The sequence below is a fragment of the Streptomyces sp. NBC_00887 genome (assembly GCF_045207585.1).
The window spans coordinates 2,684,533-2,709,385 of sequence record NZ_CP108788.1 but is presented as its reverse complement, the minus strand read 5'-3'; the positions used below and the strand labels follow the sequence as shown (position 1 = coordinate 2,709,385).

Annotated in this window: 25 protein-coding genes and 1 tRNA gene; 15 read left to right on the top strand and 11 right to left on the bottom strand. The window is 70.3% G+C overall.

What is annotated here, in order from left to right; all coding sequences use genetic code 11:
- Nucleotides 1–227 precede the first annotated feature (227 nt).
- Nucleotides 228–602 (bottom strand): Zn-ribbon domain-containing OB-fold protein, encoded by a 375-nt coding sequence (locus OG844_RS12415; RefSeq protein WP_406389947.1) that lies wholly within the window; start codon nt 600–602, stop codon nt 228–230.
- A gap of 387 nt (nt 603–989) precedes the next feature.
- Between OG844_RS12415 and OG844_RS12410 the strand changes: the two genes are divergently transcribed.
- Nucleotides 990–1,670 (top strand): TetR/AcrR family transcriptional regulator, encoded by a 681-nt coding sequence (locus tag OG844_RS12410; protein WP_406389946.1) that lies wholly within the window; start codon nt 990–992, stop codon nt 1,668–1,670.
- Between the two features lie 105 nt (nt 1,671–1,775).
- Here the strand turns inward: OG844_RS12410 and OG844_RS12405 are convergent, their stop codons facing one another.
- The 5 genes from OG844_RS12405 to OG844_RS12385 form a co-directional block, all read right to left on the bottom strand.
- A complete protein-coding gene (locus OG844_RS12405) occupies nt 1,776–2,621 on the bottom strand; it encodes an amino acid ABC transporter ATP-binding protein (protein ID WP_406389945.1) in 846 nt (281 codons plus the stop codon).
- 5 nt (nt 2,622–2,626) lie between these two features.
- Complete coding sequence (locus tag OG844_RS12400; protein ID WP_406389944.1) at nt 2,627–3,412, bottom strand: amino acid ABC transporter permease; 786 nt, start codon at nt 3,410–3,412, stop codon at nt 2,627–2,629.
- 14 nt (nt 3,413–3,426) lie between these two features.
- Nucleotides 3,427–4,233 (bottom strand): ABC transporter substrate-binding protein, encoded by an 807-nt coding sequence (locus OG844_RS12395; protein WP_406389943.1) that lies wholly within the window; start codon nt 4,231–4,233, stop codon nt 3,427–3,429.
- A gap of 308 nt (nt 4,234–4,541) precedes the next feature.
- Nucleotides 4,542–7,139 (bottom strand): rifamycin-inactivating phosphotransferase, encoded by a 2,598-nt coding sequence (gene rph, locus OG844_RS12390; protein WP_406389942.1) that lies wholly within the window; start codon nt 7,137–7,139, stop codon nt 4,542–4,544.
- Nucleotides 7,140–8,872: 1,733 nt separating this feature from the next.
- Nucleotides 8,873–9,007 carry a hypothetical protein gene (locus OG844_RS12385; RefSeq protein WP_406389941.1) on the bottom strand — a complete coding sequence of 45 codons (135 nt, stop codon included), beginning with the start codon at nt 9,005–9,007 and terminating at the stop codon, nt 8,873–8,875.
- Between the two features lie 234 nt (nt 9,008–9,241).
- Between OG844_RS12385 and OG844_RS12380 the strand changes: the two genes are divergently transcribed.
- On the top strand, nt 9,242–9,607 hold the full coding sequence (locus OG844_RS12380) for an amphi-Trp domain-containing protein (RefSeq protein WP_406389940.1): 366 nt from the start codon (nt 9,242–9,244) through the stop codon (nt 9,605–9,607).
- A 129-nt stretch (nt 9,608–9,736) separates the two neighbouring features.
- Here OG844_RS12380 and OG844_RS12375 read toward each other — a convergent pair whose 3' ends face one another.
- Nucleotides 9,737–10,360 (bottom strand): HdeD family acid-resistance protein, encoded by a 624-nt coding sequence (locus tag OG844_RS12375; protein ID WP_406389939.1) that lies wholly within the window; start codon nt 10,358–10,360, stop codon nt 9,737–9,739.
- A gap of 196 nt (nt 10,361–10,556) precedes the next feature.
- On the opposite strand from OG844_RS12375, the gene OG844_RS12370 reads away from it, so the two are divergent.
- The 10 genes from OG844_RS12370 (at nt 10,557) to OG844_RS12325 (ending at nt 19,081) form a co-directional block, all read left to right on the top strand.
- Complete coding sequence (locus OG844_RS12370; RefSeq protein ID WP_406389938.1) at nt 10,557–11,402, top strand: endonuclease/exonuclease/phosphatase family protein; 846 nt, start codon at nt 10,557–10,559, stop codon at nt 11,400–11,402.
- Between the two features lie 262 nt (nt 11,403–11,664).
- Complete coding sequence (locus OG844_RS12365) at nt 11,665–12,366, top strand: hypothetical protein (RefSeq protein WP_406389937.1); 702 nt, start codon at nt 11,665–11,667, stop codon at nt 12,364–12,366.
- A gap of 7 nt (nt 12,367–12,373) precedes the next feature.
- Nucleotides 12,374–13,009, top strand: a complete 636-nt coding sequence (locus OG844_RS12360; RefSeq protein WP_406389936.1) for a MauE/DoxX family redox-associated membrane protein — start codon at nt 12,374–12,376, stop codon at nt 13,007–13,009.
- On the top strand, nt 12,985–13,533 hold the full coding sequence (locus tag OG844_RS12355; protein ID WP_406389935.1) for a hypothetical protein: 549 nt from the start codon (nt 12,985–12,987) through the stop codon (nt 13,531–13,533). The genes OG844_RS12360 and OG844_RS12355 overlap by 25 nt, the downstream gene beginning before the upstream one ends.
- Entirely contained in the window at nt 13,530–14,447 is a 918-nt protein-coding gene (locus OG844_RS12350) for a peptidoglycan-binding protein (RefSeq protein WP_406389934.1), read from the top strand. The genes OG844_RS12355 and OG844_RS12350 overlap by 4 nt, the downstream gene beginning before the upstream one ends.
- Nucleotides 14,448–14,636, top strand: a complete 189-nt coding sequence (locus OG844_RS12345; protein WP_406389933.1) for a hypothetical protein — start codon at nt 14,448–14,450, stop codon at nt 14,634–14,636.
- A gap of 72 nt (nt 14,637–14,708) precedes the next feature.
- Nucleotides 14,709–15,212 carry a hypothetical protein gene (locus tag OG844_RS12340; RefSeq protein WP_406389932.1) on the top strand — a complete coding sequence of 168 codons (504 nt, stop codon included), beginning with the start codon at nt 14,709–14,711 and terminating at the stop codon, nt 15,210–15,212.
- A gap of 210 nt (nt 15,213–15,422) precedes the next feature.
- Nucleotides 15,423–16,157: a D-Ala-D-Ala carboxypeptidase family metallohydrolase gene (locus OG844_RS12335; RefSeq protein ID WP_406389931.1), complete on the top strand. Its 735-nt coding sequence runs from the start codon at nt 15,423–15,425 to the stop codon at nt 16,155–16,157.
- Between the two features lie 202 nt (nt 16,158–16,359).
- Entirely contained in the window at nt 16,360–18,108 is a 1,749-nt protein-coding gene (locus OG844_RS12330) for a glycoside hydrolase domain-containing protein (RefSeq protein ID WP_406389930.1), read from the top strand.
- Between the two features lie 34 nt (nt 18,109–18,142).
- Nucleotides 18,143–19,081 (top strand): penicillin-insensitive murein endopeptidase, encoded by a 939-nt coding sequence (locus OG844_RS12325; RefSeq protein ID WP_406389929.1) that lies wholly within the window; start codon nt 18,143–18,145, stop codon nt 19,079–19,081.
- Between the two features lie 55 nt (nt 19,082–19,136).
- Here OG844_RS12325 and selD read toward each other — a convergent pair whose 3' ends face one another.
- Nucleotides 19,137–20,165 (bottom strand): selenide, water dikinase SelD, encoded by a 1,029-nt coding sequence (gene selD / locus OG844_RS12320; RefSeq protein ID WP_406389928.1) that lies wholly within the window; start codon nt 20,163–20,165, stop codon nt 19,137–19,139.
- A gap of 55 nt (nt 20,166–20,220) precedes the next feature.
- Here selD and OG844_RS12315 point away from each other — a divergent pair.
- From OG844_RS12315 to selB, 3 genes are all read left to right on the top strand, one after another.
- Nucleotides 20,221–20,314, top strand: a tRNA-Sec gene (locus OG844_RS12315).
- A 68-nt stretch (nt 20,315–20,382) separates the two neighbouring features.
- A complete protein-coding gene (gene selA, locus OG844_RS12310) occupies nt 20,383–21,657 on the top strand; it encodes an L-seryl-tRNA(Sec) selenium transferase (RefSeq protein ID WP_406389927.1) in 1,275 nt (424 codons plus the stop codon).
- Between the two features lie 2 nt (nt 21,658–21,659).
- A complete protein-coding gene (selB, locus tag OG844_RS12305) occupies nt 21,660–23,462 on the top strand; it encodes a selenocysteine-specific translation elongation factor (protein WP_406389926.1) in 1,803 nt (600 codons plus the stop codon).
- Nucleotides 23,463–23,728: 266 nt separating this feature from the next.
- Here the strand turns inward: selB and OG844_RS12300 are convergent, their stop codons facing one another.
- The 3 genes from OG844_RS12300 to OG844_RS12290 all read right to left on the bottom strand — a co-directional run bounded on the left by OG844_RS12300 (nt 23,729) and on the right by OG844_RS12290 (nt 24,811).
- Complete coding sequence (locus OG844_RS12300; RefSeq protein ID WP_406389925.1) at nt 23,729–24,139, bottom strand: helix-turn-helix transcriptional regulator; 411 nt, start codon at nt 24,137–24,139, stop codon at nt 23,729–23,731.
- Nucleotides 24,140–24,226: 87 nt separating this feature from the next.
- On the bottom strand, nt 24,227–24,520 hold the full coding sequence (locus OG844_RS12295) for a hypothetical protein (RefSeq protein WP_406389924.1): 294 nt from the start codon (nt 24,518–24,520) through the stop codon (nt 24,227–24,229).
- Nucleotides 24,521–24,544: 24 nt separating this feature from the next.
- Nucleotides 24,545–24,811 (bottom strand): hypothetical protein, encoded by a 267-nt coding sequence (locus tag OG844_RS12290; protein WP_406389923.1) that lies wholly within the window; start codon nt 24,809–24,811, stop codon nt 24,545–24,547.
- Nucleotides 24,812–24,853: the final 42 nt, after the last annotated feature.

The following is a 24,853-nucleotide window of genomic DNA, read 5'->3' as shown; positions in this document are numbered from 1 at the left end:
ATGGTGCCAGGACGTGTGGTTGCGTGAACCAGAGCTCCGTGGCGTGACGTACGCCACAGGATTGCGATCTGTTGTCAAGTGCCTCTGAAGCAAAGGCAGTTGGGCGATCGCCATGAGGTGTGGATCTTGTGCACGCGCCTCAGGTGCCCGAAATGTGGAGCTGGGCGTACGCGGGCCTGTCTCGCCCTTCGGGGTGGACGGACTTCGTCCTCAACGGCTGAGGACGGTTACGCGGCGGCGGGTGCCTGGACCGTGAAAACGGGCACCCTTCCGTCCGCGAACCGCTGGAAGCGTACGCGTGTGCCGATGCTGGGCGCGGGCAGATTGCACCCGCTGAGGCGCGCCTCGATGCGGAATCCGTCGTCCAGTCCGACCAGGCACACGAGGCGGGGTACATGCCCTTTGCGTGGCCTGTATTCGTAGTCGTCTATCCGGCCGGCACCCTGGCTGTCCTCCCATATGAGGTCTTCGCCGCCACAGTGCGGGCAGATGCAGCGGCGTCCGAACAAGGCGCTGGTGCACCAGGTGCATCGCTGGAAGCGGAGAAGGGAGGGTTCTTCGGCACGCTCCGGGGCGGGTTCGTCGGTGGTCCGGTAGTGCACGGTTGCTCCTGGGCTCGAGGCGGGGAGTGCGGGGGCGGCGGACAGCGGCGGGCAGCGGGTGCCCTCGCGTGCAGTTCGGGTCAGGGTGCGAGGTCAGCTCGGCGGGTCCGTCGCGGTGCCGGAACCGACGTGCGCCGCAGCGTCCGGGGTCGACCAGTGCTCATCGACGGATGCGCGCCCGGGAGCCTGGAGCTCGGCCTCCGCGTCTGAATCCGTCAGTGCCCAGGCGTCGAAGGGCGGCTGGATCGGCCAGCCGGTCGGACGTGCTGCGCGGCATGGAAATCACACTGAACCTCCAGTGGTACTGAATCTCGCACCGACGGTACTCAGTATCATTGGGCGGGGCAAGTGGCCTCGCGGGCCCGAAACGGGGAAAGATGGGTGATCATGAGTAAGCCTTCCGCGCGGACCCGACTCGCAGAGGCCGCCTTCGCGCTGTTCGACGAGGGCGGATACGACCGGACGACCGTCGACGACATTGCTGAGCGGGCCGGTCTCGGGCGTACGACGTTCTTCCGGCACTACCGGTCCAAGGAAGACGTGATCTTCCCTGATCACGACCGGCTCCTCGACCTGATCAGGGACCGGCTGGCGACTTCCAGTCACAGCACTGCCCTGGTCGCCGTTTCCGACGCGGTCCGCCTGGTCCTGCTGCACTACCTCGACGAAGGTGACCTCGCGCGCCGCAGGTACTTGCTCACCAGCAAGGTGGCCACCCTCCGCGACCGCGAGATCGCCAGCGTGGCGCGCTACCAGCGGCTGTTCCGTGAATTCATCGCGGACTGGATGGGTGACGCGGCCCAGTCGGCGTCACTCAGAGCCGAACTCATGTCGGCCGCGGTGGTCGCGGCCCACAACCACGTGCTGCGCCGCTGGCTCCGGGGCGAGACGACGGACCCGGTCGGTGAGGTGGACGAGGCGATGCGTGAGGTGCTGGCCCTCTTCCCGGCGACCGACTCGCCGGTGGCAGGAGCGGGTACCACGGTCGTGGCGTTCCGGACCGGTCAGGACATCGACGCCCTGCTTCCCTCACTGAGGCGACTCGTCGAGGGCGGGACCGAGGACTGAGGCAGGCCCGAACGGTGCGCGGGACGGGCGGGCCTGTCGAGAGGTGATGTTCGCAGAGCCCGAGGAGGGCCGGGAAACGGCTTCCCTGCCCCCTCGGCTGCTGCTCTACAGTGGGCGGGACTGCTTTCCCGACCCGTCGGCATCCCCGGCCGGACCCTCACTCAGGCCCGCCGAGGCCGGGGTCAGCACGCGTGCGAGGAAGGACCGGGTGCGGACATGACCCGGCGCGCCGATCACCCGTGCAGGGGTGCCCTCCTCGACGATGACCCCGCCGTCCATGAAGACGACGCGGTCCGCCACCTCCCTGGCGAAACTCATCTCATGGGTGACGACGAGCATCGTCATTCCCTCGTCGGCCAGTGAGCGCATCACGGCGAGGACGTCCCCCACCAGTTCCGGGTCCAGAGCGGAGGTCGGCTCGTCGAAGAGCATCAGTTCCGGGTCCATGGCCAGTGCCCGCGCGATGGCCACCCGCTGCTGCTGACCGCCGGACAGCTGCGCCGGGTAGGCGGACTCCTTGTCGGTCAGACCCACCCGGGCCAGCCGTTCGCGGGCGATCCGTGCCGCTTCCGCCTTGCCGCGCCCGAGCACACGTCGCTGAGGAAGCGTCAGGTTCTCCAGCGCCGTGAGGTGCGGGAAGAGGTTGAACGACTGGAAGACCATGCCGATCCGCCGGCGCACGCTGTCGATGTCCACATCCGGGTCGGTGACTTCGGCGCCGGCCACCATGACCGTTCCCGAGGTGGGTTCCTCCAGCAGGTTCACGCAACGGAGCAGCGTGGACTTGCCTGAGCCGGACGGGCCGATGACGCACACCACCTCGCCCCGGGCGACCGTGAAGTCGATGCCCGCGAGCACTTCCAGCGTCCCGAACGACTTGTGCAGGCCCCGCACCTCGATCGCCGGTGTGTTCGCCGCCGCCGCGCCGTCCGTCACAGGAACCGACTTCATCGCGCTCACCTCGCCCTCGCCGTACGTGCTTCGAGCCGCCGGACCAGATGGCCGAGCGGCAGGGTGATGATCAGGTAGCAGAGTCCGGCGATGAGGATCGGTGTCAGGCTGCGATTCTGGTTCAGGGCGTCCCGCCCGAACTTAGCCAACTCGTACTGGGCGAGTGACAGGCCCAGCAGATACACCAGGGACGAGTCCTTGGTGAGCAGGATCAGTTCATTGGTGAGCGGCGGCAGAACGATGCGCAGGGCCTGCGGAATGACGATGGACACCATGGCCCGGCCCTGCGACATTCCGAGTGAACGCGCCGCCTCCATCTGCCCCTTGGGGACGGCCTGGATTCCGGCTCGTATCGTTTCCGCCATGTAGGCGGCGCCGACGAGCCCCAGCGCCAGCATCACCGTGACGTACTGGTTGAGCGCCACCTGGAAGGCGAGCGGGACGCCGAATCCGAGGGCTATGAAGACCAGCAGGGCGGGAACCCCGCGGAAGAACTCGATGTAGGCGATGGCCAGCCAGCGGTACGGAGGTACCTGCGACAGCCTCATCAGTGCGAGCAGGAGCCCCATGGCCAGCCCGAAACCGAAGCCGAGCAGGGTGTATACGACGGTGTTGACGAGGGCGGTGGTGATGATGTCGGGGAACTGTGCCTTGGCCACCTCCACATCGAAGAACGCCCGTCCGATCTCACCCCAGTCGGCGGTCAGGGCGACCACGAGTATGACGGCGACGAGGACGGCGTACTGAACACCCCGGACGACGCGGGTCCGTTGGCGGTGGGATATGGGCATCAGCGGTGGATTCCTCAACTCTTGGGGGCGGCGGGGAACCACTTCTTGTAGATGCGGTCGTAACTTCCGTCGGATTTGGCCTTACTGATCACCGCGTCCACCTCCTTGCGCAACGCGTCGTTTCCGGTCCGCACCCCGATGCCGTACTGCTCGCCCGTATTGAACTCGGCGGTGACCTCCGTGTCCGGGTTCTTCCGCACGTACTCGAAGAGCACGCCGTTGTCGTTCACCGCGGCGTCGACCTGTCCGGTCTTCACTGCCGTGAGCAGCAGGGCAACATCCTCGAACTGCACCGTCGTCACCCCCGGGGCGTTCTTCTGTGCGTACGTCTCTCCGGTGGTGCCCTGCTGGACCCCGAGCTTCTTCCCCTTGAGGCTCGCCAGCGAGGTGAAGGAGGACCCCTTCTTGGCGACCAGGGCCTGCGTGGCATCGAAATAGGCGGCGGAGAAGTCGAGGTTCTTGGCGCGAACCGGCGTGATCGTCATGCCCGCCGCGGCCAGGTCGCACTTGCGGGCGTTGAGGTCCTCGCCGCTCTGGATGCCCTCGAAGGGCGTGTCCACGATCTCCTGGGTGACCTTGAGCTTCTTGGCGACCAGATCCACCAGGTCCACGTCGAAGCCGACGATGGTATCGCCCTTGCGCACCTGGAAGGGCTCGTACGGCAGGTGCGTGCAGGTCGTCAGCTTGCCGGAGTTGACCAACTCCAGTTCTGTGCCACCCGACGCCGAGGGCTTGGTACTCGTGCAGCCCGTGAGAACGGCAACGACGGTGACGGTGGCGGTCGCGGTGGCCAGCAAGGGCAGCACGGAACGATCGGACATGGCATCTCCAATGTGCGGTCGGCCAACGGGCCCACTTCGACAGTGAGTTGCGCTGATCCTGCCATCGGAGGTGCCGGATGTCGCCTGTTGAGTCGCGGAGGGCTTGTGAGGGCCGGGGGACACGTCCGAGCCGGTCCGCGGTGCCGACCTGCCATGTCGTCCGGGCGTGGTGAGGAGCGCTGTCCGGTAGGCGATGGAGAATGCAGGAAGTGCCTCTTCCCCCGCCTCGCACAGGGCGTACTGACGGTCCTGTACGAGGCGAGGGAAGAGGCACTTCCCAGGTGAGGGCGGTTTCCCGGTGCGGTCGGTCAGGGGAGGATCTCGATGTACCCGCCGGTTCCGTGCACGCGGATCCGCTGCCCGTCCTGGATCAGCCGGGTGGCCCGCTCCACGCCCACGACGGCCGGCAGGCCGTACTCCCGGGCGATCACCGCGCCATGCGTCATCAGGCCACCCACTTCTGTCACCAGGCCCGCGATTCCGACGAACAGCGGAGACCAGCTGGGGTCCGTGAAGGTCGTGACCAGGATGTCGCCCGCCTCGAGATCGGCGTCCGCCATGTCCAGGATGACGCGGGCTCGTCCCTCGACCGTCCCGGCGGAAACAGGCAGGCCGACCAAGGCGCCGTCCGGCACGTCGTCGCGCCGGTACGCCCCGGTGACGGCCTCACCGTCCGATGTGAGCACCCGGGGCGGCGTGAGCGCGTGGTACGACTGGAACGCGGCCTTGCGCTGCCGGATGAGCTGGTCGTCCACCTGGTTCGAGTACGCGACGTCACGGAGTTCCTGGAACGTGAGAGAGAAGATGTCCTCCTTCTCCGAAAGCACACCTGCCTCCACGAGGCGCTCGGCCTCCTCCATCAGGGCCTGCTTGTAGACGAAGTAGCGGCTGACGATGCCGTACTTCGGGTACTCCCGGTATCCGATGAAGGTGCGGACCCGGTCGATCATCCGCTTGGTCTCCTCGGCCTTCCGAGCCCCGTCCGGCAGGGCACGCAGGCGTGACAGCACGTCCCGTTCCTTCTCCTGCGCCTTCTGCCGCCCCTGCTCGAAGCGCCGCTCGGCGGCGCCCGGCTCGAAGATCCTCACGTTGTCGAGGATCACGGGCACGAGCGTGGAGGGGCGCTCACGCCAACGCGGCCTCGTGATGTCGATCTCGCCCACGCAGCGCATGCCGTACCGATCGAGGTAGGACTCGATGGCGTCGCGCGCCTCCGCCCCGCCCGGGAGCTTCACCAACCCGTCGAGGAAGTCCTCGTCCTCGACATCCTGCAGGAACGCCACCACCTCCGGGTGCGGACGGATCACGTCCGCGACGTCGAGCAGCGCCAGTCCCATCTCCGAGGTGATGTTGTCGGGGGCGGACAGCGTCAGCGTGTCAGCCGCGTTCTTCTCGCCCAGCCACTCCTGCAGCTTGTCGTTGAGCCACCATGTGGCGTCCATCCCCGCCATGATCGCCTGAAGGTTCAGCGGATCACCGAGGACTCGCTTGTGCTCCTCGAAGGCCTCCAGCAGGAAGTCGAACAGCGCCGGTCCGGTCTTCGTCCGGATGTCGCGCTCCAGGGCGGCGACGGACGCCCGGCTGCGCTCGATCAGCCCGGTGACGATGGCCGGGTCGGTCTCGATCGGAGCGGGCGCACCGCCGGCCGGCGGCCCGCCGGGACTCGCGTCCGGGAGCGAAGGGATGAAGCCGCCGCGGTCGAGGACGGTCTCCAGAGCGTCCCTGATCAGCGGATCGCCTCTGCCTATGGCGTCCAGGAGACCGGCACGGCTCGTGGGAGAGGCCAGCCGCCGGGTGACGTCGACGAACAGTCTGCCGCCGGCCTCGTGCATCTGCACCATGGCCGTCAGCTGCCACATCGAGAACCCCAGGGGCTTCATGGGGTCGGTCATCATCTGCCCGTGACCGACGGAGACATAGACGTGATTCTCCTGGTCGGCGGCCTCGGGAATGGGGAACAGTGTCGTGATCGGCCGGCTCTGGACGATCTGGAAGCCGTCGTCGACCAGACACCATTCGATGTCCTGCGGGCGGTCGAAGTGCGCTTCGATCCGCCGCCCGAGCCTTACGAGCCGTACGACCTGCGCATCCGTCAGCGCCGGCTGCTCCTGCTGCTGCGACTCGATCGCCACTTCCCGCGTACCGCCGTCCGGCAGGGCGTGAACGGCACACTGTTTGGCGGCGATCGCCTTGGCGATGATTTCGTCGTCCCGCACCTTGAAGACGTCCGGGTTCACGAGGCCGGAGACCAGGGCCTCGCCGAGGCCGAAGCCGGCGTCCACAGTGGCGACCTTCCGGTTGCCCGTGACGGGGTCGGCCGTGAACAGGATGCCCGACGCATGCGGGAAGACCATCCGCTGGACGACCACTGCCATGTGGACCGTACGGTCGTCGATGCCGTTGCGTCGGCGGTAGATCACGGCTCGCTCGGTGAACAGTGAGGCCCAGCACCTGCTGATGTGCTGGAGGACCGCAGTCGGTCCCACGACGTTCAGGTACGTGTCCTGCTGGCCGGCGAAGGAGGCCGTCGGCAGGTCCTCCGCCGTCGCGCTGGATCGGACGGCGCAGGCGGCCTGATCGCCGAGCCGGGCGAGCGCACGGGTGACAGCCGCGGCGAGATCGCCGGGGACGGCCACCGCTTCGATGGCCTGGCGAATCTGCGCGCTGAGCGTGCGGATCCCCTCAAGGTCGTCAGGGTTCACACGCGACAGCCGATCGAGCTGATCGTCGATCGACGCCTCCTCCGCAAGGATCCGCCGGAAGGCGTCCGTCGTCACGCGGAAGCCCCCCGGCACGCTGACGCCTTCGATCCGCGACAGGCCGCCCAGGTGCGCACCCTTGCCACCGACGGCCGCGACCTGCTTCTCGTCAACCTCTTGCAGATCCAGAACATACTGGTCGGTCATCGCGATGCCTCCGAGGCAGCCGTGCTTCCTTGCACTGGAGCGGCCGATCGCATCACCGGCGCCTCCAGCGCTGTCGAACTTCTCGTCGAGCGCGTCGTCATCCTCTGTTGCTCTTCCTCCGACGAGTCGGCCGGATGCGCCGCCCGGTCGGGCGGCGCGCACACCCGCACCACCGCCCCGAGTGCCCATGACCGAACTGCCGCTCCGACAACTGATTCGACGTCATCGCGTCCCCCACGTCGTGCCCTTCTTCCCGCAGGTTGTGGCCTCGGCCGACGATTCTGCGCCACCACCGGGGCCTTGCCACAAGCCCCCCATTGCGCTATAAGTTGAGAGTGGCAGGGAGAGAGATCTCCTTGCCTTTGTTCTTGCCGTCCGCCCGGACTGACGAGCGTCTCGCGACGTGGCGGCGCGCCGCATACGGGGACACGTTGTCGGCTCAAGCCGGAAGCCGTGAACGATCGTCGAGAAAACCCACCCGGCGCCCGGGCAGCCGTGCGCGTGTCGTATCGCTTCCACTCAATTGCGAACCTGATGATGGCGTACGCAGGTCGAGCCGGACTCCGACAAGACCCCTCTCCCGAAGCGTGTGGCCTGGAGGGCGAATGAACCCTGAGTGCTCCGTTGAACGGCGCACCGCGATTCGGCTGGGGGAATGATCGCACTCGGGGGAGCGCCGCGATCGTGGGTGCCGGCTCTCCGGCGACATCCACCGACGGGTCACCTTGGAATTCGCCGGCTGGGACTCGCGATGCTCGCTGGATCAGGGATCCGTACCCGAAGATGTAGGTGCGCCCCGCACCCCAGGGCGGCTCCCTGATCCGACCCGACCGAGCCGGGTGCGTCGCACGGGCGCTGAGTGGTATGTCGTGCATGTGCCCCGCGGTGCGACCCGCTGCGCGGGGTGTACCTGGGGTGGGACGGTACCCAGGCCGGCTCGCGTGGTGTCAGCTCGCCGGCCAGCATCTGGGCGGCAAGTGCTCGCGCGGCGGCTTCCTGTTCGGCAATGCTGCCCGGTGGGTGGAAGGTGAGGCTACTCCCGCAGGCCGATACCCGCGAAGTGGTGAGCAGCGCATGGGCTACATCATGCGAATCGAGGGGTGGAACGAGCGACCTCCCCGCGTCCCGCGCGCCGCCTCCCAGCATCGTGGCCCGGGATCCTTTGGCGTGTTCTGGATCGTGCGAAGGCAGTACCGCCGTCCCGCAGACACCCGGACGATTCCGCGCCTCGCCGATCTTGAGGTACCCCCACGCCCGGTACGCAGCCGACGCGGCCTTGCCGACCGGGTGGACGTCCAACAGGACCCGCTCGGCTCCGATGCAATCGAGCAGCGTCTCGTGCAGACGCCGCGCAACACCCTGCCCGCGCCACGGTCCGCGCGCGGCGAGTTCCATGAGCCCGAAGGTCGGCGCCCGTCCTCGCGCCGCATGTGGTCGGGTACGGACTCGGTCAGTTCGTTCCACCACACGGTGTCGGGCCCGAGCGGGTGGCCGTATGCCATACCGATCGGCTCGCCCTCCGAGGTGCAGGCCAAGACAGCGCGAAAGGTTCACCGTCCGCGGTCTCGTTGTACGGAGGTTCCGCGAACACTTCGCCGTAGATCTACCTGAACGCCTCCTCGGCCTCCACTGCGGCCGTTCCATCCATGCGCCCTATCGCGATGATCCCTTGCTGCGTCATGTGGTCCCCGTCGAACGGTCACGCACATGCGTTCGCCGCGCACTCGCGGCCGCTACGAATCCGGATCCACCCAGCCCTGGGTGCATCGTCCCAGCAGCAGCAGCAGCAGCAGCAGCAGCAGCCGCGGCGCGGCGCGGGAGGGCAGTCTCGTGTGCTCACGGACGCGCTCCTGCCTCCTTTCACGCAATCGGCCCAATGAAGCCGCACGCGCAGCGGACACCGGTGCCGGCCTGCAGGCGACGGTGAGGGATGGATTGCGGCGCGATGGACCTACGGCGGGCTGGATCGCAGCGGCAGACGGTCGCGACGGTCGTAGGCGGTGTGCCTCTCTTCGCCTCGTTCGTGCGGATGTCCGATCCCCCGCACAGCTTCAGAATCGGCGCTATGACGTCATGCGGTTTCTAGGGGATTGGAGACACCCATGAAAGACCTCAAGTTTGAGCAGAAACGCTCCCTGTCACGCGTGGAGGCGGCTGACCAGCTCACGGCGATCGCTGCCGCGCTGAGGGAGGGAGGGGATGTCGAACTGGAACTGGGCGCCGTGAAGCTGAGCCTTCGGATCCCCGACGACCTTCGCGGTGAACTGGAGGTCGAGGTCGGCGACGGGGAGATGGAACTGGAGATCGAGTTCAAGTGGCCGACCACCCGGGCCCGGATTGCGCCCTCGCAGTCGGGCGCGGGTAAGGCGGCCACGAAACGGAAGAGCTTGCCCGCGAAGCCGCGTCGGAGCGGTCCGGGCGGGAGCAGGAAGGAGGGCCTGAAGCGGTCCGCCACGAAGGCTCCCTGAGCCCCTGCAGCCCCGCATGCCTGCCGCGATCCGTGTCCGTGGCGGCTGCGGGGCCGGGTCGTGTGCGGGACCGTTGCGACGTCGTGTGCGGGACACGTTGCGACGGGGCCGCTCGAGGCCCGTGGTCCGTTACCTGCGGAGGGCCGCCCGCCAAGCGAGGGCGAGCGCCACCTCGGCGAGGCCGAGCAGGACGAGCCACAGGCCGAGCAGCCATGTCAGGGCGCGGGCCGACTCGGCCGGTAGGGCGAGCACCACGATTCCCGCCACGATGGCGAGTACTGCGGCGCCCAGGACCACGCCTCGGTGGGGCAGCTCCTTGGCGGCGATTGCCGCGTAGAGGGTGAGGATGCCGGACACGAGCCAGACGAGCCCGACAATCAGTGAGAGCGCGGCGATGGTCTGCAGAGGGTTCCGCAGGCACAGCACTCCGGCCAGGGTGTACAGCACGGCCAGGAGCAACCCCGGGAGCCGTTCGCTGTGGCCCTCCCCGGCGAAGACGGCCACGAAACGGAATACCCCGGTCACCAGCAGGTACAGGCCGATGAGGACCGCCACGACGTGCAGCGTCCCGTCCGGCCAGAGCAGAATCAGGAGGCCCGGCACCAGCGTCGCGATCGCCGAGCCCAGGATCCAGGTCCAGGAACGGCCGAGACGCGCCAGCACATCCGAGGGGTCGCCCATCGGGCCGGGCTCCGCACCGTAGGGGTCGTCTCCCGCTCCGGTACGCGGTTCCGGACCATGCGGCATGGTCATGGTTGCCTCCTCGCACGATCGGCCAGGGCCGAAAAGCGACGGTTCTTGCTTGCCAGCATGGACCGTTTCGATCGGATCGGCACTCGACAGCGTGTCGACACCTGCGAGGGAGCCGGTCTTCACCTCGCGGCCACGGGCAGGCCAGGGGAGCGGACGATCATCGAGGCCCTTCGTGAACCTGTGCCAGGAGGCCACCATGCTCCGCCGGACCCTGTCCGTTTTCGCCGCTGTCGTCGCGCTCGCCGGAGCCACGGGCCAGGCCTCGGCCGCCGACGGCGCCCCGGCCGCTCAGCGTCCCGGCCCCCGCGTGCTGGACGTCATGTCGTTCAACATCCACCATGCGCAGGGCACCGACGGCAGGCTCGACCTCCAGCGGATCGCCCGTGTCGTCCGCGAGAGCGGTGCCGACGTCGTGGGCCTGCAGGAGGTCGACAACCACTACTCCGAGCGCAGCGGGTGGACCGATCAGCCCGCCGAGCTGGCTGCCCTGCTGGGCTACCACGTGGTGTTCGGCGCCAACATCGACAATGCCCCGCCGGCCACGGGCGGACACCGCGTCCAGTACGGCACCGCGATTTTGTCCCGGTACCCGATCACCGCGTCGGACAACACCTGGCTGTTCACGTCGCCGGGTCAGGAGCAGCGCGGCCTGCTGCACGCCACGATCGACGTCCGCGGCACGGCGGTGGAGTTCTCCAACACGCACCTGGCTGCCAGTTCGCAGACCGACCGCCTGCGGCAGACCGATCAGGTCGTGGACCTGATCGGGGCGAAGAAGCCCGGGATCCTCGTGGGCGACTTCAACGCCCTGCCGGCCGCGCCGGAGTCCCAGCCGCTGCAGGAGGCCTACGCCGACGCGTGGGCCGATTCCCCACACGGGCGCGGTGACGGCGCGACGTACCCCGCCGAGGCCCCGACAGAGCGGATCGACGTCATCTACACGACCGGCAAGGTGACGCCGCTCGTCACCCGCGTCGTGCAGGGGGCCCCGGCCGCCTCCGACCACCTGCCGCTGCTCAGCAAGGTGCTCGTCACCTCCTGATCCGGCGACAACTACGCGCTCCCGCACCGGAGCACGACGAGGACGCAGCCTCGCCGGCCTGCCCGGGTCCCACGATCGTCAGGTCATGGGAAGCCGGGCGCATCCGGTGTTCCGATGATCGTCAGGTCGCTACGAACAACAGGGACCGCGACTGATCCGGCCTCGATGGCGTCCCGAAAGATTGACAGGGGCATGACTCTTGTCTAGTTTCCTCAGCGGCTGCGGTGTCACACCAGACCCCCGCCCCCCCGGGAGGATGCACATGGCCGCATCGTTCGTCACTCATCGCGCACTCGATGGCGGGACGTACCACCTGGAGGGCGACGTCGACCTCCAGGCGCCGTGTACTTCGGCCGTCGAGGTGGTGGCCGGCGGCCGGCTGATCGAATTCACCGCCGGGCCGGCCTCCTTGGGGGACGACGTCGCCGCATCCCTGGGCATCGAGTCACCCGAGTCCGAGCTCACCTTCCAGAAGGGCACGCTGCGCATCTTCCGGTCCGTCGAGCGCGAGCCGCGCTCGGGGCTGGTGGAACGGCCGTCGCTCGTCGTGTGGCGAGGCGAGCGCCACTCACTCGTGACCCGGCTGTACGGCCTGGATGTGGCCGCGGTGCTCGGGCTGCTCCGGTCGGTGCGCATCACGGAGAGCGAACACGGCCTCACCCTCCAGCCGGACCCCTCGGCCGGAAGCGCCTTCGCGCGGCCCGCGACGGTGATCAAGGAGGTGCCCGGCCTCGGGCTGCTGGAGCTGTCACGGCGCACCAAGGAACACACCGCCCAGCTCCCCCCCTGGAAGGGGGTGGCGGTCGCGTCCGGCGAGCTGTTCCGCGACACGCTGTCCGACGGCAGCCCGTTCTTCGTGCTCTCCTCCACCGAGATCTGGGCCACGGTGGTGCCACTGGCGTCGACTCACGTCGAGCGGGTGCCCGAACTCGTCGGGCGACTCACGCTGCGGCACACCGGGTGATCCGCCGGTGACCGGTTTCTACGGCGGACTGGCCGCCTCCGTCGTCATCCTGACCCTGCTCCTGGGTGCGGGCGCACATGCTGCCGTCCCGGCCGCACTGGGCGATGCGCTGTGGGCGCACGGCGTGCTCGGCCCGCGGCTCCGCCGACTGGCGGCCGTCACCCTGCCGATCGCGGAGGGCGTCCTGGGGGCGGCCGGCGCAGCCGCGCTACTGACGGGTCATCAGGTAGTGCTGCAGGGCGTACTCGGTCTGGGTGCCGCCCTGTTCGGGCTCTACGCCGCCTACACGCGGCACGTCCTCGGCCTCGGCCGCGGGGGGCCGTGCGGCTGCTCCGGCCAGGACGTGCCCCTGAGCCGCTGGGTGACCCGGCGGGCCGCGGCCCTCGCCGTGCTCGCGACGACCGGCGCCCTCGTCGTCGGGGCCGGCCCCGTACGGCTCTCCACGACGGAGCTGATCACGCTGATGCTCGCAGCTCCCGCCTGCACCGCGCTCCTGTGGTCCCTGCCCGCTGCCATGCACGAGCCGACCGCAGCCTCCGTTCACCTGTCGACCAGGGCGCCTGCTCACCACCAGGCCGAGCCCACCGTGCACCGGACCGCCGAAGGAGTGCCAACGCGATGGACTTCACCACCAGCGCCCTGATTGCCTCGTGGGCGGCGATCGCGCTGCTCGCGCTGGTCGTCTCGGGACTGATCAGGCAGGTGCACCAGCTGTCACGAACACAGCCGCACCGCCCCGGGCGGGTGGGCATCGCCCCCGGCGCACAGGCGCCCGGGCTCGATGCGGCCCGGACCGATCCGGCGGGGCTCGACGGCCTCCTGACGCCGGGCCGCGCCGCGCTGCTGCTCTTCCTCGACGCGGACTGCCGCACCTGCGGCCACGTGCTCGCCGAGGCCGGCGCCTGGACGGTCCGCCAGGGCGACGCGGCCGCCCCGCAGGTGCTCGGGCTCTACGCGGGAGCCGGACCCCAGGCCGAGGAGGGCGCCGTCCCGGTCAGGGACCATTGTCCGGAGCTGTTCACGACCTACGACATACCCGCCACCCCCTACGCGGTGGCCATCGATCCGGAGCGTCGGATCGTGCGTTCCGAGCCGCTCGGTTCACCCACCGCCTTGCTGCGGCTGCTCGACGACATCGCACCCGCCACGCCGAGGAGCCGGCCATGACTTCACTGGACGACGTGCCCACACTGCGCCGCTCGGGGAGCGGTGGCCGTCGCTCCCTGACCGGGCGCGGGGCCCTTCCCTCCTTCGCGCCGTCCAGGCGCACCGTGCTGCAGGCCGCGACCGCCGCGGGCTTCGCCGCGCTGGGGGTGTTCTCCGCCGCCCGGGAGGCCTATGCCGACGGATACGACATCTGGACCGGTGCGTGCCCCAGTTACGCCGCGGACCACAACTGCTCCCCAGGCTGCGGACCCAGCACCATCTATGCCGACGCGTGCGTGACCTCGGGGACGAACACAGGCTTCCACCGGACGGACGGAGTCACCTGGACCCTGCGGCCCAACCAGTGCTACGCCGGTACCTACGACGGCTGGCTGTGGCGCTACAGCGCGGCCTGCGGCAGTTGCGGCTGCGGTATCGAGCGGCGCTGCCACGACGGGTACCGCAGCACCGGCTCCGGCTGGGTGAAGTCCATCTGCCGCTGGACCACCGACTGCGACTGCCCCGGTTCCGTGACCTGGCCGACCATCGGCCGCGGCGCCACCGGGCCCGACGTCTTCACCATCCAGCATCTGCTCACCCACCACGGTCATCCCACGGATGTCGACGGCATCTTCGGTACGGACACCGAGGCGCAGGTCGAGGCGTTCCAGTCGGCGAACGGACTCAGCCCCACGGGCAGTGTCAGCGCGGCGACCTGGCCGGTACTGGTCGTCACCGTGCGCCAAGGAGACATCAACGATGCCGTACGGGGCGCGCAGCGGCAGCTCAACAAGCACGGTTCCGCACTGACCGTCGACGGCAACTTCGGTTCGCTCACCCGGCAGGCCGTCGTCTCGTTCCAGTCCCTGCACGGCCTGACCGCCGACGGAGTGGTCGGCCCGAACACCTGGCTCACGCTGACCGGGACGGTCTAGGTGGCGGAGTCCGTCCGTCCCGCGGACCGGCCGAGCGGCGCCCGTGCCGTACGGGCGCTGCTCACCGACCCCGTTCTGCCCGTGGCGGCCTTGGGGATCGCGGTGATCGCCGCCGTCCTCCAAGCCTCCGTGCTGACCTGGGCGATCACCGGCGGTCTGGCCGGTTACTCGCTCTCCGGCTCCGTTTGAACGCGTAACAGCGCATTCGCGCTGGCCTCGCCAGGTTGGCGGGCAACGTACAGACAGGCGCTGGTCCTCGGCGTGTTCACCTGCGGTCTGCTGGCCGGCGGGGTGCTGACGGCCGGGGTGCTGTGGCTCCTGTCCGGTCTCCTCACGCCGCTCCCGGCCGTCGTGCGGCAAGGGCTGATCGTGGCGGTCGCACTGCTCGCCGCGCTGCGCGACGCGGGCAAGCTGTCGCTACGGCTGCCGCAGAACGCCCGGCAGATCCCGCAGGACGTCCTGCGCCGTCATCTGGCGCGCGGCGCGCTGCAGTTCGGCTTCGAACTCGGTACGGGCGTGCGCACTTATGTCTCGGCGAGCGCACCGTACGCGATCGCGGTAGCGGTGCTCCTGTCCGGGGGCTCCTACGCGCCCGCCCTGGCCGTCGGACTCGGCTTCGGAGCGGGCCGGGCCCTCACCCCGGCTCTGCGCAGACTCTCCGGAGACGGGGAGCGCTGGGACGACCTTCTCGCGGTTCGGCTGAGCGGCATGACCGTCGTGTGCTCCGTGCTGATCGCCGCTGCCGCCCTCGCGGTCCGGCAGTAGCGTCGTCACCTCGCTTCGCCGACCCACCCCGGCCGGGGTGGGTCCATCGCATTGCACCGGGCAACGCAACTCCCTTTGTCTGTAAGTCAGTTGTGCCGGAGGTCTGGTCCTGTGGCAGATGTTGATGGTGTGGACACGCCACGGAGAGGGGCGTCAAACTCGCCTCAGCCCTCTAGCGGGGGATCGGGAAGGACTCACAACGGAGGCGCCATGTTGAGGCGTACGATCCAACTCGCCCTGTCGTTTGTCATGATCATGACGGCCACGATCGGGGGAATGCTGGCCACGGCCGCCCCGGCCCAGGCAGACGAGTGCTACAGCTGGGGCCGCACCCTGTCCGAAGGCATGTCGGGCGCCGACGTGACCCAGCTGCAGATCCGGGTGGCCGGGCACGTCGACTACGGCGAGATCCTCTCCGTCGACGGCAACTTCGGCCCGCGGACCAAGGCCGCGGTCACCAAGTTCCAGCAGGCGTACGGCCTCGGAGCGGACGGCATCGCGGGTTCCCAGACGTTCAGCAAGATCTACGCACTGCAGGACCCGGACTGCACCCCCATCCACTTCACCTACGCCGAACTGAACAACTGCAACTCCGACTGGTCCGGTGGTGCGGTCAGTGCCGCGACGGCCAAGTCCAACGGACTGCGCACGATGTGGAGGCTGGAGGCCATGCGGCACGCGATGGGTGACGTACCGATCGTCGTGTCCAGCGGATTCCGCTCCACGGCCTGCAACAACGCGGCGGGCGGTGCCTCGAACAGCAGGCACCTCTACGGTGACGCCGCCGACCTGATCGGCAGCCCGTCGTTCTGCGCGCTCGCCCAGCGGGCCCGCTCGCACGGCTTCGGTGGCATCTTCGGCCCCGGCTACCCCGACCACAACGACCACACGCACGTGGACGGACGCACCAGCCGCTCCTGGTCCGCGCCCAACTGCGGCGTCTGACCGCCGAGTCCCCACGCACCCGCACAGCAGCCCGCCTTCCCCGGGCCGGCCTCCGGCCCGGGGAAGGCGGGCCCGCACCATCCGCAGGGTGCGCGGCCGATCAGCCCCCGGTCACGGGCAGGCGCCGCTCGTGGCCGAACCGGACAGACCTGCCGTGCCGCTCTCCCTCACTCTCCCCCCGCATCCGAGTAGGAGTGAACCGATGTCGTCCTGGATCCCCTGGCGCGCCCGCGCCGGAACGGCCCTGCTGGCAGTGCTCGCCGGTATCGGCGCGTTCGCCGCCCCCGTCCCCGCCCTGGCAGATTCCCCGCCCGAGAGCCTGCGGAGCGTCACCTACCACGGCTACCGCATCGAGGTGCCCGCCGAATGGCAGGTGGTCGATCTGGCCGAGAACCCGCGTGCCTGCCTCCGGTTCGACAGACCCGCCGTCTACCTGGGCGAGCCCGCCGAACAGAACGACTGCCCCTCCGGAGTCGTCGGCCGTTCGGCGGGCATCGTCGTGCAGCCCATCACCGCCCGCTCCGCCGGCCAGGCGACGGCGGCGACCGCGCGGACCCAGCGAGGCAAGGCCATCGCCCCGTCCGCCGCGTCCAGCAACGACACCATCCAGATCGCGGTCGAGGACGCCGGCGTCCTCGTGACCGCCGCCCACACACCCGATACCGAGAACCTCGTACGCGGTGTTCTCGCCTCCGCCGAGCTCACCGAGGGCGCCGAGCCCACCGCGCTGCCCCGCGCGGCCCAGCCGTCCGACGCCACCGCCCTGGCCGCGGCCGGACCGCAACCCGGCAGCTACCAGGGCAAGGGCTTCGACGCCTGCACCGCGCCCTCGCAGGCCGCGATGAACGCCTGGCAGGCGAACTCGCCGTACAGCGCGGTCGGCGTCTACATCAGCGGATCCTTCCGCGGCTGCGCCCAGCCGAATCTGACGGCGAGCTGGGTGACCAGCCAGACCAACAACGGATGGCGTCTGTTCCCCATCGACGTCGGCCGCCAGGCGCCGTGCACCAGCTACTCGCTGAAGATGTCCACCGACCCGGCCACGGCCAAGTCGCAGGGCGTCACCGCGGCCGCCGGTGCCATCACCGCCGCGTCGAACCTCGGCATCCCGGCGGGCAGCGCCATCTACAGCGACATCGAGGCGTACACCTCCACGGCCTCCTGCAAGGCGTCCGTGCTGTCGTACCTGTCCGGCTGGACCGAACGGCTGCACAGCAGCGGCTACCTGTCGGGCTTCTACTCCAGCGCCGCCTCAGGCGTCAAGGACGCCGCCGCCGAGTACAACAACGGTGCCTACACACGGGTCGACCACCTCTTCTACGCGTGGTGGAACGGAGCCGCCGACACCAACACCGGTACCTACGTGCCGTCCTCCTACTGGTCCAACCACCAGCGGATCCACCAGTACGCGGGCGAGGTCACCGAGTCCTACGGCGGCTACTCGATCAACATCGACCGCGACTACCTGGACGTCGGCAACGGCTCCACGCCCACGCCCACCTGCACGGGGGCGAACCTCGACTTCACCTCCTACACCACCGTCCAGAGCGGCTCGACCGGAGACCGGGTCAAGGCCGCCCAGTGCCTGCTCAAGGCAGCCGGCTTCGACCCGGGCACCCCCGACGGGATCTTCGGGCCCGACACAACCGCAGCCGCCCGGAACTTCCAGTCCAGTAAGGGGCTCACGGCGGACGGCGCGGTCGGTCCGAAGACCTGGACGGCCCTGCTGTCCCGCGGATCCACCCCGACCATCCAGAACGGCTCGACGGGAGAGGCCGTCACCCGACTGCAGCGCGCCCTGACCGCCGCGCTCGGCCGGACGGTATCCATCGACGGCATCTTCGGCTCGGGCACCGCCCAGGCCGCACGCGACTACCAGTCCTCCCGTGGGCTGGGCGCCGACGGCATCGTCGGCCCCGCCACCTGGGGCGCCCTCCAGTCCGGAAAGTGAGCAGGCGAATGAAGAGGAAAACGAGGCAGAAACCGTGAGACGACTCGCACGCATCATCACGCTGTTCACCGCTGTGGCGGGCCTGCTCCTCGGACTGGGCGTCCCCGCGCAGGCCTTCCCGCAGGCGGCGTTCCCGCTGACCAGCAACGGCAACCGGGGCTCCGACGTCGTGGCGCTGCAGCACCTGCTTGCCGCGCACGGCCGCACCGTGGCGGTGGACGGCGCCTTCGGCCCGGGCACACAGAGCGCCGTGGTGGGCTTCCAGCAGTCCAAGGGCCTGGCCGCGGACGGCGTCGTCGGGCCCGCCACCTGGGGCGCGCTCGCCATCACCGTCCGTCAGGGCGACAACGGGCCGGCGGTGACGGCCCTGCAGTCGCTGCTCAACGCCAAGCGGGGCGCAGGTCTCTCGGCCGACGGGGCCTTCGGACCCGCCACCGGCACCGCCGTCCGCACCTTCCAGTCCCATGCGGGAATCAGCGCGGACGGCGTCGTCGGGCCGACCACCTGGCAGAACCTGCTGTGGCACTACGAGAACATCAACTTCGGCGGCAGCACGATGTGCTCACAGAGCCCCGACGGCAACGCGGGTGCCCACTGGGCGACAGCCGGCGCCGTCGGCCAGCTGGAGGCCGCCGCCGCCACCTTCGCCGCCACCGGGAACGGCAGACTTCCCGTCGGCGACGCGGGCTTCGAGCACGGCGGAGACATCCCCGGCCACGCCAGCCACGAAGTCGGGATGGACATCGACGTGTGGCCCGCCCGCACCGACTCGGCGCAGTGCACCGCGGGGCGCATCACCTGGCAGTCGAGCACGTACGACCGCGCCGCCACCCGCAGGCTCGTGCAGGAGATCCGGGCGAAGGCCCCCGGCCACGTCCAGCTCATCTTCTTCAACGACCCGCAGCTGATCTCGGAAGGGCTGACCACGAGCTACGCCAACCACGACAACCACCTGCACATCCGCTACCGGTAGCGGCCCGGCCGCGGGACCCGGGCCTCGCCCGCGGACCCGCGGCCGTCCGCAGTGCTCAGCGGATCACCAGTGTGGTGCCGGCCACGGCGGGAACCAGTTCCCCGATGACCGGATGTCCGGGCACCTCCCCGGCGACCAGCAGCCCGCCGGAGGTCTGGGCGTCGGCAAGCAGGTGCAGCTGGTCCTCGCTCGCCCGTCCCTCGTCAAGGTGCGGGCGCACCCAGTCGAGATTGCGCCGGGTGCCGCCGCTGACGTACCCGGCCCGCAGGGACTCCCGGGCGCCGTCGAGCACGGGGACGGCGGCGGCGTCCACCACGGCCGTCACGCCACTGGCCCTGGCCAGCTTGTGCAGATGGCCGAGCAGCCCGAATCCGGTCACATCGGTGGCGCACACGGCGCCGGCCCTCAGGGCAGCCGCGGCTGCCTTGTCGTTGAGTGCCGCCATGCTGGCGACGGCGTGCGCGAAGACCTCACCGGTCCGCTTGTGGCGGTTGTTGAGTATGCCGACGCCCAGCGGTTTGGTCAGGGTCAGCGGCACGCCCGGCCGGCCCGCGTCGTTGCGCAGCAGCCGGTGCGGATCCACCAGGCCCGTCACGGCCATTCCGTAGAGCGGTTCCGGGCTGTCGATGCTGTGGCCGCCGCCGACGAAGCAGCCGGCTTCGCGGGCCACCTCGAGCGCACCCGCCAGGACCTCCCGGGCCAGCTCCGCGGGCAGTACGTCACGGGGCCAGCCCAGCAGGTTGAGCCCGACGACGGGCCGGCCGCCCATCGCGTAGACGTCGGACAGGGCGTTGGCCGCGGCGATCCGGCCCCAGTCGCGGGCGTCGTCCACGACGGGTGTGAAGAAGTCGGCCGTCGACACCAGGGCGGTGCCGTCACCCGTCAGCACCACGGCGGCGTCGTCACCGTCATCGAGTCCGACCAGCAGCCGGTCCTCGCCGCCGAGGGCCTGCCCGGGGTTCCGGGGCGGCAGCAGTCCCGCGACCATCGCCTCCAGTTCCCCCGGAGGAATCTTGCAGGCGCAGCCGCCGCCGTGTGCGAACTGGGTCAACCGCACGGGCGCGGCGGGGCCAACAGTCGTCATACGGCGATCATTTCACCCCTTGCCCCAGCAGTATGCGGGGACCACAATCTTGCTCGGAGGCGTTGGGCGGGCTGGTGCCCCTCCCGATCTTCAAAATCGGTGTGGTCCGGAAACCGGGCCAGGCGGGTTCGATTCCCGTCCGCCTCCGCTGACTTCGATCGGGGTGGCGCGGGTGGCGGACACGACGGACGAACCGCCTGCGGACATCCGGAGACAGGTGCCGAGCACCACAGTGCTCCTCGGCGACCCCCGGCTGAGCGAGGCGTCCGCACGACTGGGCAGGCCACTCGTCAAGGCCGCGGTCGGCACCGCCCAACAACTCGTACGCGACGGACGGATCGGCCCGGGCGAGGCGGTCCACGCCGCACTTGCCGCGCTCCCTGCGCACACGGCCGGGCTGAGCCCCGTGCACAACGCCACCGGCGTCGTACTGCACACCAACCTGGGACGGGCCCCCTTGTCGCGGTGCGCACTGGAGGCGATGGCGGCGGCAGGCGGATACACGGACGTCGAGCTGGACCTGAACACCGGCAGACGGGCGCCACGCGGCCGCAGCGCCATGGCCGCCCTGCGGGAAGCGGTGCCGGCCGCGGAGGCGGTGCACGTGGTCAACAACGGAGCCGCCGCCCTGGCCCTGGCGGCGGTGACGCTGGCCGCGGGGCGCGACATCCTGCTCAGCCGGGGCGAGTTCGTGGAGATCGGCGACGGATTCCGGATACCCGAACTGCTGGTCTCCTGCGGCGCCCGGATACGCGAGGTCGGCACCACCAACCGGACCCGTCTCGGTGACTACGTGGACGCCGCCGGCCCGGACACCGGATTCATCCTCAAGGTCCACCCGTCGAACTTCACGGTGAGCGGCTTCACCGGGGGAGTGGAAGCCGAGGAACTGGCGTCCCTCGGCCTTCCCGTCGTCGTCGACATCGGCTCCGGCCTCCTCGCTCCCGACCCGGTGCTGCCGGACGAGCCCGACGCGGCCACGGCCCTGCGCGCCGGGGCCACCCTCGTCACCGCCAGCGGGGACAAGCTGCTCGGCGGGCCGCAGGCGGGGCTGGTCCTCGGCCGGGCCGCCGTCGTGGAACGGATGCGCCGCCATCCGCTGGCCCGCGCCCTGCGCGTGGACAAGTTCACCCTGGCCGCGCTGGAAGCGACACTGCGCGGTCCCGAGCCACCCGTGCACACAGCCGTCCACATGCCGCTGCCGCAGCTGCGCATCCGCACACTGCGCATGGCCGAGGACGCAGCCCGCCGAGGTCTGGACACGGGTGTCGTACCCCACGAGGCGGTGGTGGGAGGAGGTGGCGCGCCCGGGGCCGTTCTGCCTTCCTGCGCGCTCAGCCTCCCCGACGACCTGGCAGAACCCCTGCGCACCGGTGAACCGGCCGTGCTCGGGCGGGTGGTGCGCGGACGCCTGCTGCTGGACCTCCGGTGCGTACCGGAGGAGAGCGACAGCGAGATCCTCGCCGCGGTGCTGCGCGCGGCGGGGCGGTGAACATGCGGGTCATCGCGACGGCAGGGCATGTCGACCACGGCAAGAGCACACTGATCCACGCACTGACCGGGACCCACCCCGACCGGCTGGCGGAGGAGCGGCGCCGTGGCCTGACCATCGATCTGGGCTTCGCATGGACGGACCTGCCGTCGGGGGAGCGGCTGGCGTTCGTCGACGTACCGGGACATGAGAGGTTCGTGCCCACCATGCTGGCCGGCGTGGGTCCCGTGCCCGCCGTGCTGTTCGTCGTCGCCGCCGACGAAGGCTGGAAGCCCCAGTCCGCCGAACACCTCGCCGCCGTGGACGCCCTCGGCGTACGGCACGGACTGCTCGTCATCACCCGCTGCGACATGGCCGACCCCGGTCCCGCCACGGTGCAGGCACGGGACCGAATCCGGTCCAGCACCCTCGGCAGCGTCGAGGCCGTGGCCGTCAGCGCCCGCAGCGGCGCGGGACTCGCCGAGCTGCGCACGGCCCTGGACAGGCTGGTCGCGCGGCTGCCGGACGGCGACGCCGAATCCCCGGTGCGGCTGTGGATCGACCGGTCCTTCACCGTGCGCGGCAGCGGGCTGGTGGTCACCGGAACCCTCGGGGCGGGGCGGATCCGCAAGGGCGACGTCCTGATGACCGCCCGCTCCGGCAGCCCCGTGCGGGTCAGGGGGCTGCAGGCCCTCGGCGAGGAGACCGCCCTGGTGCGTGCCACCGCCCGGGTCGCCGTCAACCTCCGGGGCCTCGACAAGGAGTCGACAGGCCGTGGTGACGCCCTGCTCACACCCGACAGCTTCCTCCCCTGCCTGATCTGCGACGTGCGCGTACACGGCGGAACACCTGCCACGGAACTGCCCCGCACCGCTGTCGTCCACATCGGCTCGGCGGCCGTACCCGTACGCCTACGGCCGCTCGGTCCGGACCTCGTCCGCCTGACCCTGCCGGAACCACTGCCGCTGCGCATCGGCGACCGCGCGGTGCTGCGCGATCCCGGCCTGCGGCGGGTGCTCGCCGGTCTGACGGTGCTCGACCCCCAGCCACCGGAACTGCGGCGCCGCGGCGCGGCGGCACGGCGGGCGGCCGCGCTGGGCGACGCCCACGGCACCCCGGGCCAGGCGTCCGAGCTACGGCGCCGATTGCTGGTCAGGCGGGGGGAGTTGACCGCGATGGGGGTGGCCGTCCATACCGCACCTGTCGCAGGGGACTGGCTCGCCGACCCCGCACACTGGACCACCCTGCGCGCCCGGCTGGCCGAACTGGTGGCGGCGTACCTCTCCGAGCGGCCGACCGAGGACGGCATACCGGTGGAGGCCGCCCGGCACCGTCTGGGGCTTCCGGCCGTCTCCCTCGTGGAGGCTCTGGTCACGCCGCCCCTGCGGATGAGCCGCGGGCGCGTGACCGCCGGGCCCGCGGCACAGCCCGCTCCTGTGGCGGACGCGGTGCGCCGGCTCACCGCTGAACTCGACGGGCGGCCCTTCGCCGCACCCCACGCCCAGCGGCTCGCGGAACTCGGCCTCGGCCGCCGCGAGCTCGCCACGGCGGTCCGCCACGGAGCCGTACTGCGGCTCGCGGAGCACGTGGTGCTGCTGCCGGACGCCCCCCGGCTGGCAGCCGACCTGCTGAGCGAACTCGACCAGCCGTTCACCGTGGGGACGGCGAGCCGCGCCCTGGACACCAGCCGACGCGTCACCGTCCCCCTGCTGGAGCACTGCGACGCCCAGGGCATCACCCAGGTCCTTCCCGACAAGCGCCGCCGGTGCGCGCCCCTCAGTCGGCAGGCGTCGGTCACCGCGGACTTCCCGATACGGAGTGAGTGACGGCCCGCCTCCTCTTCGGAGCCCCCAGGGGCGGCGCTGGTAATCGCCGGGTAACGGCGGATGCCTGGCGTGCGGCAACCGTTCCCGACCTGGAGGCCGAACAAGCTATGCGTCTCAGACGCCTTGCGGGTGCCGGTGTGGCCGCCGCACTCGCTGTGCCCCTCGCTACGCGCGGGTACTCCTGCCGCAGCCGACGAGCCACCGCCGGACATCATCGCCGGCCTGAACTCCCGCACGCCCACCCACTAACAGCACGGTCCAGGACATCACGAAGGCCTACGCGCTGAAGTGACCGAGCGTGCGTCGCGGCAGTCACGTGCCGCGACGCACGGTGGCAGGGAGGGCCGTCGCCCGCTGGTGCGGGCGACGGCCCTCTCGCGTGACGGGTCCAGCGAGAACGCGCACCAAGGGGTCAGCCACCCGCCCCGCGCCGCGTGCCAGGCGAGCTGCGCGCGGTTTCCCACGCCCGCCCGCTCCATCAGCCGGGTCAGGCGGCGCTGCACCGTGCACACGCTGGTGCTGAGCTGGCGGACGATCGCCGCGTCCGTGAGCCCGGCGAAGAGCAGCCCGAGCAGTTGGATGTCGGACGCGGGCAGTCCGGCCTCCGTCATGTCCGTGTCGGCGTGCACCGGGACGAGCGGGACGCTGCGTTCCCACAGCAGCTCGAACAACGACACCAGGCCTTCCACGAGCGTGCTGCCGGAGACCACGAACCACTCGCCGGGCCGGTCGTCGCCGCCGGGGAGAAGCGCCGTTGTCCGGTCCTAGATCAGCAGCTTCAAGGGAAGTTCGTCGAGGACGCGTACCTGCTCGCCCGCGGCCTGGTAGGCGGTGATGTCGGCGACGGAGTGCGGCTGGTCCATGGCGCGGCGGTCGTAGATCGACCGGCAACGGACGTTCCGGTCGAGGGTGCCCAGGACATCGAGGGAGACACCACCGTGGATGACGAACGGAGGCCTGCAGGGCACGAGCACCTCCCGGACGGTGTTCGCCACGGTCTCCGCGTATCGGCGCCTGCAGCGCTCCGCGCCCTCGACCACCTCGAGCGGGCCTGCCACCGCACCGGGCCGGTGGCCCGACCATTACTCGTCCATGAGCCGGGCCATCCCACCGCGGGCCCGGTTCACGTCCCGCTGGCGGCGCTCCATGAGCCGCTCCACCGCCACTTCCGGAGCCGCGGTCACCCACCGCTCCGGCGCGTCGGCGGTCAGGGCGACCAGGTGCAGCGCCGCCAATGCCTCGGTCCGTCGTGCCACTTCCGCGTGCGGCTCCAGCAGCGCAGCGGCGAGCTCGTCGGCGGACGCCGGGCCCGAGCGCAGCAGGTTCCGGTAGAGCTCTTCCTTTCCCACGGTCACTCCCAGGGTCGCGAGTCCGACGTCTGTGGTCCCCTC

Bases quoted from the DNA above. Each gene is read 5' to 3' on its own strand.
- OG844_RS12395 (WP_406389943.1), bottom strand. From the start codon at position 4,233: ATGTCCGATCGTTCCGTGCTGCCCTTGCTGGCCACCGCGACCGCCACC.
- OG844_RS12365 (WP_406389937.1), top strand. From the start codon at position 11,665: ATGGCCGCATCGTTCGTCACTCATCGCGCACTCGATGGCGGGACGTAC.
- selB (WP_406389926.1), top strand. From the start codon at position 21,660: ATGCGGGTCATCGCGACGGCAGGGCATGTCGACCACGGCAAGAGCACA.
- OG844_RS12335 (WP_406389931.1), top strand. From the start codon at position 15,423: ATGTTGAGGCGTACGATCCAACTCGCCCTGTCGTTTGTCATGATCATG.
- OG844_RS12370 (WP_406389938.1), top strand. From the start codon at position 10,557: ATGCTCCGCCGGACCCTGTCCGTTTTCGCCGCTGTCGTCGCGCTCGCC.
- OG844_RS12355 (WP_406389935.1), top strand. From the start codon at position 12,985: ATGGACTTCACCACCAGCGCCCTGATTGCCTCGTGGGCGGCGATCGCG.
- OG844_RS12405 (WP_406389945.1), bottom strand. From the start codon at position 2,621: ATGAAGTCGGTTCCTGTGACGGACGGCGCGGCGGCGGCGAACACACCG.
- rph (WP_406389942.1), bottom strand. From the start codon at position 7,139: ATGACCGACCAGTATGTTCTGGATCTGCAAGAGGTTGACGAGAAGCAG.
- OG844_RS12330 (WP_406389930.1), top strand. From the start codon at position 16,360: ATGTCGTCCTGGATCCCCTGGCGCGCCCGCGCCGGAACGGCCCTGCTG.
- OG844_RS12410 (WP_406389946.1), top strand. From the start codon at position 990: ATGAGTAAGCCTTCCGCGCGGACCCGACTCGCAGAGGCCGCCTTCGCG.
- OG844_RS12380 (WP_406389940.1), top strand. From the start codon at position 9,242: ATGAAAGACCTCAAGTTTGAGCAGAAACGCTCCCTGTCACGCGTGGAG.
- selD (WP_406389928.1), bottom strand. From the start codon at position 20,165: ATGACGACTGTTGGCCCCGCCGCGCCCGTGCGGTTGACCCAGTTCGCA.
- OG844_RS12400 (WP_406389944.1), bottom strand. From the start codon at position 3,412: ATGCCCATATCCCACCGCCAACGGACCCGCGTCGTCCGGGGTGTTCAG.
- OG844_RS12350 (WP_406389934.1), top strand. From the start codon at position 13,530: ATGACTTCACTGGACGACGTGCCCACACTGCGCCGCTCGGGGAGCGGT.
- OG844_RS12375 (WP_406389939.1), bottom strand. From the start codon at position 10,360: ATGACCATGCCGCATGGTCCGGAACCGCGTACCGGAGCGGGAGACGAC.